This is a genomic window from Streptomyces sp. HNM0645 (genome assembly GCF_030056615.1).
GTDB lineage: Bacteria > Actinomycetota > Actinomycetes > Streptomycetales > Streptomycetaceae > Streptomyces > Streptomyces marianii.
The window spans coordinates 21,622-34,023 of sequence record NZ_JASHLT010000024.1 but is presented as its reverse complement, the minus strand read 5'-3'; the positions used below and the strand labels follow the sequence as shown (position 1 = coordinate 34,023).

Below are 12,402 nucleotides of genomic sequence, written 5' to 3'. Positions count from 1 at the left end.
GTGGCGGAGGTCCGTGTGTGCCCGGGCGGTTACGCCTCGCCCTCGCGGGCCGCGGCCGCCTTGCGGGCCTCCTCGGCGCGCTCCTGCTCCTCCATCTCGGCGAAGACGTCGATGGGCGGCGGGGCCTTCGCCAGGAAGACCCAGGTCAGATAGACCGCCAGCAGGAACGGCGGGATCTTCAGCGCGACCAGCACCCAGCCGAGCTGGGTCGTGTCCGCCCACCAGTAGAGCGGGAAGAGGATGGCGCACTTGGCGAGCAGGATCAGGCCCCATGCCCAGCTGGCCTTGGCGTAGGCCTTCTTGCGGCCGGGGTTGCGGGTGCGCCAGGAGAGGTTCTCCTTGAAGACCGGTCCGAGGATGAGGCCGATCAGGGGGACGCCCGCCAGGGTCGTGATGATGTACGCGAGGGCGAGACCCAGCGTGTACAGCATGCCCGGCAGGTAGAAGTCCTTGGCGTTGCCGGTCATCATCGCGAACACGACGCCGAAGGCCACGCCGAACACGCCGCTGAAGGCGTGCTTCACGGTGTCCCGGCGGACGAGCCGGACGGCGACGAGGGCCAGGGACAGCCCGAGGGCCGCGATGGCCGAGACGTGCAGGTCCCTGTTGATCGTGTAGATCGTGACGAAGAGCAGTCCGGGCAGGACCGTCTCGACCGTGCCCCGGATACCGCCGAAGGCCTCGAACAGGGCCGCTTCGGTCACGGCCTTGGCGTGCCGGCCGTGGCCGTCGTCGTCCTGTTCCTGCGTGGTCGGCTTGTCGAGGGACGTCACCGGCTACTCCTGTCCGAGCGGTCGGAGCTCGTATTTGGGATTGAACAGCACCCGCCGGCCCTGGCTCATGGAGATCCGGCCGGAGGCGATCATCTTGCGGCCCGGTTCTATGCCCACGATGGAGCGCCGGCCCAGCCACACCACGTCCAGCGCCGCGGACCCGTCGAAGAGTTCCGCCTCCAGGGCCGGGACTCCGGCCCGCGGACGCAGGGTGACCGTGCGCAAGGTACCAGTCACCTTCACGATCTGCCGGTCGCCGCAGTCGCAGATCGGCGTGCAACCCGATGCCTGCGCGTCCTCCTTGAGCTCCGCGGACTCGAGTTCCTGCTGGGAGCTGGACAGACGGTCGAGCATCCGCCGGAAGCGACCTGCCGGCTTCTCGGCGTTCCCGGATCGAGGTACAGCACTCATGGTGAAAGCGTACCGGGGCGATGTACGGGCACCGTCAAGAGCCGCGTGGTGCGGACCGGCCGAGCCGCCGCCGCGCCCCGCCGTCCCGGGGTGCGGCGGCGCAGGCCCTCAGCGCTCGAAGCGGTAGCCCATGCCCGGCTCGGTGACGAAGTGCCGGGGGTGCGACGGATCGGCTTCCAGCTTGCGGCGCAGCTGGGCCATGTAGACCCGCAGATAGTTCGTCTCGGTGCCGTACGAGGGCCCCCACACCTCCCGGAGCAGCTGCTTCTGGCTGACGAGGCGGCCGGTGTTGCGGACGAGTACCTCCAGGAGGTGCCACTCGGTCGGGGTGAGCCGGACGTCCCTGCCCTCCCGGTTGACCTTCTTCGCCGCGAGGTCGACCGTGAAGCCCTCGGTCTCGACGATCACGATCTCGTCCTCGTCCCCGCCGGCCGGCTCGGCACGGCGCACGGCGGCCCGCAGGCGGGCCAGCAGCTCGTCCATGCCGAACGGTTTGGTGACGTAGTCGTCGGCGCCGGCGTCGAGGGCCTCGACCTTCTCGTCGGAGGTGTGCCGGGCGGAGAGGACCAGGATCGGAACGCGGGTCCAGCCCCGCAGGCCCTTGATCACCTCGACACCGTCCATGTCCGGCAGCCCGAGGTCGAGGACGACGACGTCGGGGTGGCGCGCCGCGGCGACCCGCAGGGCCGTCGCACCGTCGGGAGCGGCGTCGACCTCGTACTCGCGCGCCTTCAGGTTGATCACGAGGGCGCGTACGATCTGCGGCTCGTCGTCGACCACGAGCACTCGGGTCATGCGTGCCTTCCTTCCGTCTCTCGTCCGTTCGTCGGGGTCGGCGTGCGGGGTCAGCCGGCGACCCGGGTGGCGGGGGTCCCGGTGCCCGCCGCCACTGCGCCGGGGGCCGTCCGGAGGGTGAGGACCATCGTCAGGCCGCCGCCGGGGGTGTCCTCCGCGGACAGTGTGCCGTCCATCGCCTCGACGAATCCCCGGGCCACGGCGAGGCCGAGCCCGACTCCGGCGCCGCGCGGAGCGTCGCCGTAGCGCTGGAAGGGCTCGAAGATGCGGTCCTTGGCGTCGTCCGGGACGCCGCGGCCGCGGTCCACGACCCGTACCTCGACCCGGCCGCCGTGGGCGCTCGCGGAGACGGCGACGGGGATGCCGTCGGGGCTGTACTTGACGGCGTTCTCCACGATGTTGGCGACGGCCCGCTCCAGCAGGCCCTTGTCCATGCGCACCATCGGCAGGGTCTCGGGGATGTCCAGCTCGACGCTGCCCTCCGGAACACCGACGAGAGCCATGGGCACGACCTCGTCGAGGTCGATGCCGCGGATGAGCGGGGTGACGGTGCCGGTCTGGAGCCGGGACATGTCGAGCAGGTTGCCGACCAGGTGGTCCAGCCGGTCGGCACCGGCCTCGATGCCTTCCAGGAGTTCGGCCCGGTCGTCCTCGGACCACTCGACGTCGTCGGAGCGCAGCGAGGACACGGCCGCCTTGATGCCTGCGAGCGGGGTGCGCAGGTCGTGGCTGACTGCGGCGAGCAGCGCGGTGCGGATGCGGTTGCCCTCGGCGAGCTTGCGGCCCTCCTCGGCCCGGTGGACGAGCCGCTGCCGCTCGAGGACGACGGCGGCCTGGGCGGCGAAGGCGCCGAGCACGCGCCGGTCCTCGGCGGGCAGGACGCGGCCGGACAGCGCCAGGGCCATGTTCTCGCCGACGGGCATGTCCACATCGGCGTCCTCGGGACGGCCGACGGGCCGGGGTCCGACGCTGCCCGCACGGGTCCACGGGTCCACGTCGCTCGGGCGTTCCAGCAGGGCCACGGACTCCATGCCGAAGGTCTCACGGACCCGCTCCAGCAGGGCGTCGAGGGCCGTCTCGCCGCGCAGCACGCTGCCCGCGAGGAACGACAGGATCTCGGATTCCGCGCGCAGCCGGGCCGCCTGCTGGGTCCGCCGGGCGGCGAGGTCGACGACCGACGCGACGGCGACGGCGACGCCGAAGAAGACCGCGATGGCGACGATGTTCTTCGGGTCCGAGATCGTGAACCGGTGCAGGGGCGGCGCGAAGAAGTAGTTCAGCAGCAGCGAGCCGAAGGCGGCGGAGGCGAGGGCCGGCAGCAGGCCGCCGAGCAGCGCCGCGGTCACCGTCAGCGACAGGAACAGCAGCATGTCGTTGGCCAGCCCGAGGTCCGCGTCGGTGTGTGTGAGAACAAGCGCCAGCACCACCGGGCCGGCGACGCCGACCAGCCAGCCCGCGACGATCCGTGCGCGGCCGAGCCGGGTGCCCCGGGCCACGGGCAGCCCACGGCCCTTGGCGGCCTCCTCGTGGGTGACGATGTGGACGTCCAGGTCGGGGCCCGACTCCCGGGCGACGGTGGCGCCCACACCGGGGCCGAGGACGTACTGCCAGGTCTTGCGCCGTGAGGAGCCGAGCACGATCTGGGTGGCGTTGACCCCGCGGGCGAACTCCAGCAGCGCGGAGGGGATGTCGTCGCCGACGACGTGGTGGAAGGTGCCGCCGAGGTCCTCGACGAGCGTGCGCTGTACGGCGAGTTCCTTGGGAGAGGCGGCGGTCAGTCCGTCGCTGCGGGCGATGTAGACGGCCAGCACCACCCCGCCCGCGCCCTTCTCCGCGAGGCGGGCCGCGCGCCGGATCAGGGTGCGTCCCTCGGGGCCCCCGGTGAGGCCGACGACGATGCGCTCGCGGGCCTGCCAGGTGGAGCGGATGTTGTGCTCGCCGCGGTACTGCTGGAGGTGCTCGTCGACGCGGTCGGCGACCCACAGCAGGGCGAGCTCGCGCAGGGCCGTGAGGTTGCCGGGGCGGAAGTAGTTCGACAGTGCCGCGTCGACCTTGTCGGGCTTGTAGACGTTGCCGTGGGCCATCCGCCGGCGCAGGGCCTGGGGCGACATGTCGACCAGTTCGATCTGGTCGGCGCGGCGGACGACGTCGTCGGGGACGGTCTCCCGCTGCGGCACGCCGGTTATCGACCCGACCACGTCGCCGAGTGACTCCAGGTGCTGGATGTTGACGGTCGAGATCACGTCGATACCGGCGGCGAGGAGTTCCTCGACGTCCTGCCAGCGCTTGGTGTTGCGCGAGCCGGGCACGTTCGTGTGGGCCAGTTCGTCCACGAGGGCGACGGCGGGCCGGCGGGCCAGGACGGCGTCCACGTCCATCTCGGTGAAGACGGCGTCCCGGTGCTCGAGCTCGACGCGGGGGACCTGCTCCAGACCGTTCAGGATGCCCTCGGTCCGCGGCCGGTCGTGGTGCTCCACGAAGCCGACGACGCAGTCCGTGCCCCGCTCGACGCGCCGGTGCGCTTCGGAGAGCATCGCGTAGGTCTTGCCCACGCCCGGTGCGGCCCCGAGATAGATCCGTAGCTTGCCGCGCGCCATGGCCTCATTGTCCTTCACCGGCAGCCGGGGACCGGCTGCTGCGCCCGCCGTGGACACCCCGACGAAACTACATCCAGGAAATCGGGCACATCAGACCGCTTGCTCCGCCGTGGGACGTATTGACGCGATTCTGACGCGTCGGCGCGCCGGGTCGGGAGGACCCCGGGGGTCAGTACTCGGCGATCTCGCCGTCGCTCAGGGCCAGTACCGGGTCGGCGAGGCCCAGCAACCGGGCGTCGTGAGTGGCGACCAGCGCCGTGAGGCCCTCACTGCGCACGACCGCCCGCAGCAGCTCCACGGCGGCGAGGCCCCTCTCGGCGTCGAGCTGACCGGTCGGCTCGTCGGCGATCAGCAGCGCCGACCGGTTGGCGAGGGCCCGGGCGACCGCGACCCGCTGCTGCCGGCCGCCGGACAGCTCCCCGGGCGCTGCGCCGGCTGGTCGGGAGGCCCACCAGTGAGAGCGGCAGTTCGACGCGCTCCTCGCGCTCGCGCGGCCCGGGGCCGCGCAGCCGCATCGGTACTCCGACGTTCTCGGCGGCGGTGAGCGTCGGGATCAGCCCGAAGGGCTGGGAGACGAAACCGACACGGTCCCGCCGGAGCGCCAACAGGCCGTCCTCGCCGAGTCCCGAGGGGCCCGTGCCGTCGACGGTGATCGCGCCCGGTCCGGGCTGTCGAGCCCGCCGACCGGACTGAGCAGCGTGGTCTCGCCCGGCCGGACCGGCCCTTCAGGGCGACCAGCTCACCGCTCGGGACCTCGAACGACACCCCGCGCAGGGCGTGGGCCGCTGCGGCTCCGGTGCCGTACGAGCGGTGCGGGTCCTCGACACGCACCATGGGGCCGGTCCGCCATGCGGTTCCCCTCCCCCGTCGCACCACCGGCGACCCACCGGTGCGGCCGCCGTCGTCCCCGGCTCCCCTGCCCCGGAACGGGGATCGGTGACGGCGGGAACGGCCCCGGGGCGCAAGGAGGTTGAACGGCGGTGGGCCGCACCCCGCCCCCGGGGTACGGCCCACCCGCACGCGTCCGCGGCCCGCCGCCGTGGAGGGGGCCGCCGCCTCAGCGCACCTCGGTGATCTCCGGACCGCGCTGCAGCTGTCCCATGCCTCCGGAGAAGCGCGACGTCTCCTGCTCTTCCTGCTGGACGCCCTCGGGCACCATCTGCGCGTCGTTCGGCAGCTTCAGGACGATCGGGTCGCGGGGCGCCATCGGCCCCTCGCCGCGGACCACGACCGTGTCCCGGAAGATCTGCTCCAGCAGGCCCGCGGCCTGCGGCTGCACGGCGCCCTGCCCGGAGATCACTCCGCGCAGGAACCAGCGCGGCCCGTCCACGCCGACGAAGCGCACCAGCTGGACGCCGCCGGTACCGTCGGGCAGCTGGACCGGGACCTGGGCCCGGAGCTCCCAGCCCAAGGGGCCCTCGACCTCGTCGATGACGCCGCCCTGCTGGGTGATGCCGGAGGCGATCTCCTCCCGGACCTCGCCCCAGATGCCTTCCTTCTTCGGGGCGGCGAACGCCTGCAGCTGGATCGCGCTGTCGCGCAGCACGATGGTGGCCGCGACGATCGCGTCCCCCGCGACCTCCACGCGCAGCTCCATGCCCTCGACCCCGGGCACGTGGAGACCGCCCAGGTCGACGCGGCCCTCCTCGGGCCGGGAGACCTCGGAGACGTCCCAGGGGCCGTCCGGCCGCGGCGCCGGCGGAAGGTTCACCCGGCGGGGCTCGTCGTGCTCCGCCGCGTCGTCCGTGTCGAGCTCGTCGACGACCTGCTCGGCCTCGCCCGCCACGTCCGCTGCTTCTCCAGCGGGACTGCTCTTCTTGCGACGTCCGAACACGTCACTGTCCTTCCCGGTCGGATACGACCGAAGCGTATCGATTCCCACCCTGTGAGCCGCCCGGTCCGTCCACGGCGGCATGACCGCCGGTGGACCCGAAGCCCCCCTCGGCCCGCGCCGAGCCGGGAAGCTCCGCCACCTCGTGGAAGCGCACCTTCTCGACCTGCTGGACGACCAGTTGAGCAATCCGGTCGAACCTCTCGAACCGCACGCTCTCGCGCGGGTCCAGATTGACCACGATCACCTTGATCTCCCCACGGTACCCGGCATCCACCGTCCCCGGGGCATTCACGAGCGCCACTCCGCAGCGGGCCGCCAGGCCGGAGCGCGGATGCACGAAGGCCGCGTACCCGTCCGGGAGCGCGACGGACACCCCGGTCGGCAGCACGGCGCGCTCCCCCGGCGCCAGCTCGGCGGCCCGGGTGGTCACCAGATCCACGCCCGCATCGCCCGGATGTCCGTATTGCGGGATCGGCACCTCCGGGTCCACGCGCCGGATGAGTACGTCGACGGGTTCGCGCATCAGGGGTTCACCTCGAAGGCGCGGGCGCGCCTGACCTGGTCGGGGTCGGCCATGGCCGCCTGGATCTCCTCCGGGCGGCCGTTGTCGATGAAGTGGTCGACCTTGACTTCGATGAAGAGGGCCTCGGCGCGGACGGCGACGGGGCCCTCCGGGCCGCCGATCCGGCCGGTGGCCCGGGAGTAGATCTTGCGGCCGGCGACAGCGGTGACCTCGGCCTCCAGGAACAGCACCGTGTCCACGGGAACGGGACGGACGAAGTCGGTCTCCAGCCGTCCGGTCACCGCGATCACCCGCAGCAGCCAGTTGAGCGAGCCGAGCGTCTCGTCGAGCGCGGTGGCCAGGACGCCTCCGTGGGCGAGGCCCGGCGCTCCCTGGTGGGCGGCGGTCACGGTGAACTCGGCGGTGAGACTGACACCCTCGCCGGCCCGTGCCTCCAGGTGCAGCCCGTGGGGCTGCCCGCCACCGCAGCCGAAGCAGTACTCGTAGTGCGCGCCCAGGAGCTCGCCGGGGGCCGGCGCGTCGGGGTGCCGTACCGGCGCCGCGGCGTCGGCGGGAGGGGTCATTGCAGTACTCACAGCCGCAGACCTTACCCGCGGGGCAACCTGCCGGTCGCGCCGTGCCAAGCTTGGGTTCATGCAGCCCTCCGCCACACCGTCCGGCTCCCCCGCGGCACCCCGCTACGACGAGCGTCTCACCGTTCCCCGATCCTGGTGGCTGATCACCGTTCTGGTGGCGGTCTCGGGCGGTCTGGTCCTGCTGCCGCTGGGGACGGTGCCGATGCTCGGCGGGCTGATCGCGGCGGGCGCGCTGGCGGCGGTCGGCGTGAGCTCGTACGGCTCCGCCCGGATCAGGGTGGTGGCGGACTCGCTGGTGGCGGGCGACGCCCGGATCCCCGTGGCGGCGCTCGGCGAGCCCGAGGCTCTGGAGGCCGAGGACGCCCGGGCCTGGCGTTCGTACAAGGCGGATCCGCGTGCCTTCATGCTGCTCCGCAGCTATGTGCCGACGGCGGTGCGGGTGCCGGTCACCGACCCGGAGGACCCGACGCCTTACCTGTACCTGTCCACGCGGGATCCGAAGGGCCTGATCTCAGCCCTCGAAGCCGTCAGGGAGCGCTGAGGGACGGCTGAGGCCGGCCCGGAACGCCTTCGCCCCGCGTCCGGTACGGGGCGGCAGGGCCCGGGCCGATGCGGCCGGGCCGGGACGGACGGGAGCCGCCGTCGGCGGGCTTCAGCGGGCCCCGCACGCCCGCCCACGGGTGGTCCGTGGGCACGCGCGGGCCCACGAGCGCGTGTCCCGTGCGCGGAGTCAGCGGTCGAGTTCCCGGCGGAGTTCGACGGGGATGGTGTGCGGCAGTTCGCCGGGCTGTTCCAGCCGGGGCTGCGGGGGCAGCGCGTCCCAGGGCACCTGCCTGGCACGCAGGTCCTTGCGGATGCGCTCGGCCAGCTTCCTGGTGTCCCGCCGGTTCATCACGGCGCCGACGGCGGCACCGATCATGAAGGGCATCAGGTTCGGCAGATTGCGGACCGTGCGTTTCATGATCTGCTGCCGGAGCTCGCGCTTCATCCGGCCGCCCAGGGCCGCGTTGATCGTCGACGGTTCGGACACGTCGATGCCGCGCTCCTCCGACCAGCTGCTCAGGTAGGCGGTGGAGCGCTCCTTGATGTTGCCGGGCGGGCGTCGGCCGTAGACCTCGTGAAGTTCGGCGATCAGCTTCAGCTCGATCGCCGCGACGCCGATGATCTCCGTCGCCAGCTCGGCCGGCAGTGCGGGCGGCACCGGCATCATGGCCGCCGCGCCGATCCCGGCGCCCACGGTCGACGTGCCGTTGGCCGCACCCGCGATCAGTTTGTCCGCGATCTGCTCCGGGCCGAGGCCCGGGAACTGCGCCCGCAGGGTGGTGAGATCGCGGACGGGAATCCGCGGCGCGTACTCGATGAGCCGGTCGGCGACAAAGCCCAGCGCGACCTTCGCGGCGTCGCCACTCTTGCGCACGCCGGTCATGGCGGCCGCGCCGCTCCTGCGGACTCCCTGCCTGACGGCGTCCAGGCGCCGGGCCCTGGTCGGGGACCCCGCCTGAGTGGCGGCCTCGAGCGAGGCCGGCAGGCCCCGCTCGTCGTCACGCGCACCGGGAGAGGGCAGGCGGGCAGCCTCGTCATGCCCGTCCGACGGCTTCTCGCCGTCCCACGGGCCGGTACCGCCCGGATGTGCGTCCGGGGGACCCTTCCGGCGGAAGCGCCGTTTCACCGGCTGGTCCGCCGGTCCGTCGCCTGCCACGGCCGACCGGATCTCAGTCGCAGTCGCGGCAGATCGGCTGGCCGTTCTTCTCTCGGGCCAGCTGGCTGCGGTGGTGGACCAGGAAGCAGCTCATGCAGGTGAACTCGTCCGCCTGCTTGGGCAGCACCCGGACGGCCAGTTCCTCGTTCGAGAGGTCCGCTCCGGGCAGCTCCAGGCCCTCTGCGGCCTCGAACTCGTCGACGTCGACCGTGGAGGTCGTCTTGTCGTTCCGGCGCGCCTTCAGCTCTTCGAGGCTGTCGGAATCGATGTCGTCGTCGGTCTTGCGTGGGGTGTCGTAATCCGTAGCCATGTCGCTCTCCCCCTCTGGGTGTTTGCGGTGTCTCCAGCGCACGTAACGCGTGAGAGGCCGGACTTGTGCCCGACCTGAGGCGGAGATTTTGCCTCACATCAAGGTCTGTTACTCAATCGACACCCAACCCGACCCCTCATGAGTGATCAGCTTGGATGGCGATCAGGACCGTACACGGTCCTAATGTCGCACTTCACGGGCGCCACCCCGTGTACTTCCCGTCATCCCGACCCCCGGAAACCCGGACTTTCCCGGCGTTCCGCAGGAATTTTGACGACGGAGAGTACATGGCCGGAATTTCGCCTCTGTGATCGATCACACAGCGAATCTCCGGGTGCGGGTCCCGAAAATTCCGCGCAAAGCGAACAGCGGCGTCTCCCTCGGCGGCCCTTCGGTGTCATACGCGGCCCTGGAGCATGTCCTCAGAGCGGCAGGGTGACGCGCATGACGAGGCCGCCGCCCTCGCGCGGCTCCGCGATGATACGGCCACCGTGGGCCCTCGCGACGGACCGCGCGATCGACAGGCCAAGTCCGACCCCCTTGTCACTGCCGGTGCGCTCCTGGCGGAGCCGCCGGAATGGCTCGAAGATGTTGTCGATCTCGTACGCGGGCACCACCGGCCCGGTGTTCGTCACCACCAGCACCGCCTGGCCGTGCTGGACCTCGGTGGTGACCTCGACCCAGCCGCCGCCCGCGAGGTTGTACCGCACCGCGTTCTGCACGAGGTTCAGGGCGATCCGCTCCAGCAGCACGCCGTTGCCCTGGACGACCGCGGGGACTCGCTCCCCGCGGATCTCGACGCCCTTGGCCTCGGCCTCCGCCCTCGTCTGGTCCACGGCGTGGCCGGCGACCTCGGCCAGGTCGACGGGCTTGCGCTCCACGATCTGGTTCTCGCTGCGGGCGAGCAGCAGCAGCCCCTCCACGAGTTGCTCGCTCCGCTCGTTGGTGGCGAGCAGGGTCTTCCCGAGCTGCTGCAGCTCGGGAGGCGCACCCGGGTCGGAGAGGTGCACCTCCAGCAGGGTCCGGTTGATCGCCAGAGGCGTGCGCAGCTCGTGCGAGGCGTTGGCGACGAACCGCTGCTGTGCGGAGAAGGCCCTCTCCAAACGCTCCAGCATCTCGTCGAACGTGTCCGCGAGCTCCTTCAGCTCGTCGTCGGGGCCCTCCAGCTCGATGCGCCGCGAGAGGTCCGTGCCGACGACCCGGCGGGCGGTGCGGGTGATCTTGCCGAGCGGGGACAGGACACGGCCGGCCATGGCGTAGCCGAAGGCGAACGCGATCACACTGAGGCCGAGGAGCGCGAAGAGGGAGCGGGTCAGGAGTTCGTCGAGGGCGTGCTGGCGCTGCTCGGCGATGCACAGCTTCAGCGCCGCGTTCCGCTGGCCGTTGTCGACCAGGTCGTTGATACGGGGGCACGTGGGGCTGGTGATCGTGACGTTCGCACCCGGCGGCGCGCCGACCTCGACGGACTGGCGGATCCCGTCGTGCAGCGCCTGGGCCGTCAGCAGATAGATGATCGACAGCAGCAGGATGCCCGCGATCAGGAACATTCCGCCGTACAGCAGGGTGAGCCTTATCCGGATGGTGGGGCGCAGCAGCGGCCCGACGGGCTCTCTCGGGTCCCAGGTGGGCTTGGGGGGCGCCGTGGGGGGCGCGGGTGCCGTCGCCACGCTCAGATCCGGTAGCCGGAGCCCGGGACGGTGACGATCACCGGGGGCTCCCCGAGCTTGCGGCGCAGGGTCATGACGGTGACCCGGACGACGTTGGTGAACGGGTCCGTGTTCTCGTCCCATGCCTTCTCGAGCAATTGTTCGGCCGAGACGACCGCGCCCTCGCTGCGCATGAGGACCTCCAGCACGGCGAACTCCTTGGGGGCGAGCTGGATCTCCCGGCCCTCGCGGAACACCTCTCGCCGGTTGGGGTCGAGCTTGATCCCCGCACGCTCCAGGACGGGCGGCAGCGGCACGGTCGTCCGCCGGCCCAGCGCGCGCACACGCGCGGTGAGCTCGGTGAACGCGAAGGGCTTGGGCAGGTAGTCGTCCGCCCCGAGCTCCAGTCCTTCCACGCGGTCGCTGACGTCGCCGGAGGCGGTCAGCATCAGGACGCGCGTGGGCATGCCGAGTTCGACGATCTTGCGGCAGACGTCGTCGCCGTGGACGAAGGGGAGGTCCCGGTCGAGGACGACCACGTCGTAGTCGTTGACGCCGATGCGTTCGAGGGCGGCGGCGCCGTCGTACACGACGTCGACCGCCATGGCCTCCCGGCGCAGTCCGGTGGCCACCGCATCGGCGAGCAGCTGCTCGTCCTCGACGACGAGTACGCGCACGAGGCTGGTCCTTCCTGTGTGACCGCCCGGTACCGTGACCGGGGCAGGTCGGCGGTGACCTCGGGCAGGTCGGTGGTCGAATGATGGTTCGTTGTGTCTCCATCCTGCCCCTTACGCGCGTAAACCGGCCGTAAGACGGAGAAGACGCACCCCAGGGACACCAGGAGTGCACAGGGAATTCACGCGGTTCCCTGTGGAGTTGAGGTTTCCCTGAGGATGGCCGTGGGGAGGACGAGTGCACACCCCGCGATCACGCCGTGTATGTGGCATGCCACACCCCGTCTCTCTGTCCCCCAGAGGGTGCGCGTGATCCACCACCCGCCACCGACCCACGACGAGGGGGCGCGACCATGGACGCATTCACCGCAGGTCTTCTGCAGCGCATCAAGGCCACGGAGACCGACCTCACGCGGGCCCGTGAGGACGGCGACGACTTCCTGGCGGAGGTCGAGCAGGCCGAGCTGGAGGACCTGCACCGTCTCGCGGCGGAGCACGGCGTGAAGTTCGGCGCCGTCAGCGCCTGACCGGCCCGTGAGGGTCCGGTGCCGTGGGACGGCACCGG

General features: G+C 71.7%; 13 protein-coding genes and 1 pseudogene. 2 read left to right on the top strand and 12 right to left on the bottom strand.

The features are described from left to right. Nucleotides 1-29: 29 nt before the first annotated feature. The 8 genes and pseudogenes from QMZ92_RS18905 to QMZ92_RS18870 form a co-directional block, all read right to left on the bottom strand. Nucleotides 30-773 (bottom strand): DUF3159 domain-containing protein, encoded by a 744-nt coding sequence (locus QMZ92_RS18905; protein ID WP_283298543.1) that lies wholly within the window; start codon nt 771-773, stop codon nt 30-32. Nucleotides 774-776: 3 nt separating this feature from the next. Beyond that, the gene (locus QMZ92_RS18900; RefSeq protein ID WP_138052662.1) at nt 777-1,184 is read right to left on the bottom strand and encodes an OB-fold nucleic acid binding domain-containing protein; all 408 of its coding nucleotides are present in this window, start codon (nt 1,182-1,184) and stop codon (nt 777-779) included. Nucleotides 1,185-1,292: 108 nt separating this feature from the next. Then, the gene (locus tag QMZ92_RS18895; RefSeq protein ID WP_283298542.1) at nt 1,293-1,979 is read right to left on the bottom strand and encodes a response regulator; all 687 of its coding nucleotides are present in this window, start codon (nt 1,977-1,979) and stop codon (nt 1,293-1,295) included. A gap of 50 nt (nt 1,980-2,029) precedes the next feature. Beyond that, entirely contained in the window at nt 2,030-4,576 is a 2,547-nt protein-coding gene (locus tag QMZ92_RS18890) for a DUF4118 domain-containing protein (protein WP_283298541.1), read from the bottom strand. Nucleotides 4,577-4,745: 169 nt separating this feature from the next. Further along, nucleotides 4,746-5,410, bottom strand: a pseudogene (locus tag QMZ92_RS18885) (ABC transporter ATP-binding protein). A gap of 223 nt (nt 5,411-5,633) precedes the next feature. Then, on the bottom strand, nt 5,634-6,410 hold the full coding sequence (locus QMZ92_RS18880) for a DUF3710 domain-containing protein (RefSeq protein WP_138052665.1): 777 nt from the start codon (nt 6,408-6,410) through the stop codon (nt 5,634-5,636). A gap of 1 nt (nt 6,411) precedes the next feature. Next, nucleotides 6,412-6,933 carry a dUTP diphosphatase gene (gene dut, locus QMZ92_RS18875; RefSeq protein ID WP_283298540.1) on the bottom strand — a complete coding sequence of 174 codons (522 nt, stop codon included), beginning with the start codon at nt 6,931-6,933 and terminating at the stop codon, nt 6,412-6,414. Then, entirely contained in the window at nt 6,933-7,496 is a 564-nt protein-coding gene (locus QMZ92_RS18870) for a PaaI family thioesterase (RefSeq protein WP_283298578.1), read from the bottom strand. The genes dut and QMZ92_RS18870 overlap by 1 nt, the downstream gene beginning before the upstream one ends. A gap of 70 nt (nt 7,497-7,566) precedes the next feature. On the opposite strand from QMZ92_RS18870, the gene QMZ92_RS18865 reads away from it, so the two are divergent. Next, entirely contained in the window at nt 7,567-8,049 is a 483-nt protein-coding gene (locus QMZ92_RS18865) for a DUF3093 domain-containing protein (protein WP_283298539.1), read from the top strand. A 189-nt stretch (nt 8,050-8,238) separates the two neighbouring features. Here QMZ92_RS18865 and QMZ92_RS18860 read toward each other — a convergent pair whose 3' ends face one another. The 4 genes from QMZ92_RS18860 to QMZ92_RS18845 form a co-directional block, all read right to left on the bottom strand. Continuing rightward, nucleotides 8,239-9,207, bottom strand: coding sequence for a hypothetical protein (locus tag QMZ92_RS18860; RefSeq protein WP_283298538.1), 969 nt, complete (start codon nt 9,205-9,207; stop codon nt 8,239-8,241). Nucleotides 9,208-9,220: 13 nt separating this feature from the next. Continuing rightward, a complete protein-coding gene (locus QMZ92_RS18855) occupies nt 9,221-9,517 on the bottom strand; it encodes a DUF4193 domain-containing protein (RefSeq protein ID WP_017946571.1) in 297 nt (98 codons plus the stop codon). 422 nt (nt 9,518-9,939) lie between these two features. Beyond that, nucleotides 9,940-11,184 (bottom strand): sensor histidine kinase, encoded by a 1,245-nt coding sequence (locus QMZ92_RS18850; RefSeq protein WP_283298537.1) that lies wholly within the window; start codon nt 11,182-11,184, stop codon nt 9,940-9,942. A 2-nt stretch (nt 11,185-11,186) separates the two neighbouring features. Continuing rightward, nucleotides 11,187-11,840 carry a response regulator transcription factor gene (locus tag QMZ92_RS18845; protein WP_138052671.1) on the bottom strand — a complete coding sequence of 218 codons (654 nt, stop codon included), beginning with the start codon at nt 11,838-11,840 and terminating at the stop codon, nt 11,187-11,189. 350 nt (nt 11,841-12,190) lie between these two features. Here QMZ92_RS18845 and QMZ92_RS18840 point away from each other — a divergent pair, with 350 nt between their 5' ends. Continuing rightward, nucleotides 12,191-12,364, top strand: coding sequence for a hypothetical protein (locus QMZ92_RS18840; RefSeq protein ID WP_171052881.1), 174 nt, complete (start codon nt 12,191-12,193; stop codon nt 12,362-12,364). Nucleotides 12,365-12,402 lie beyond the last annotated feature (38 nt).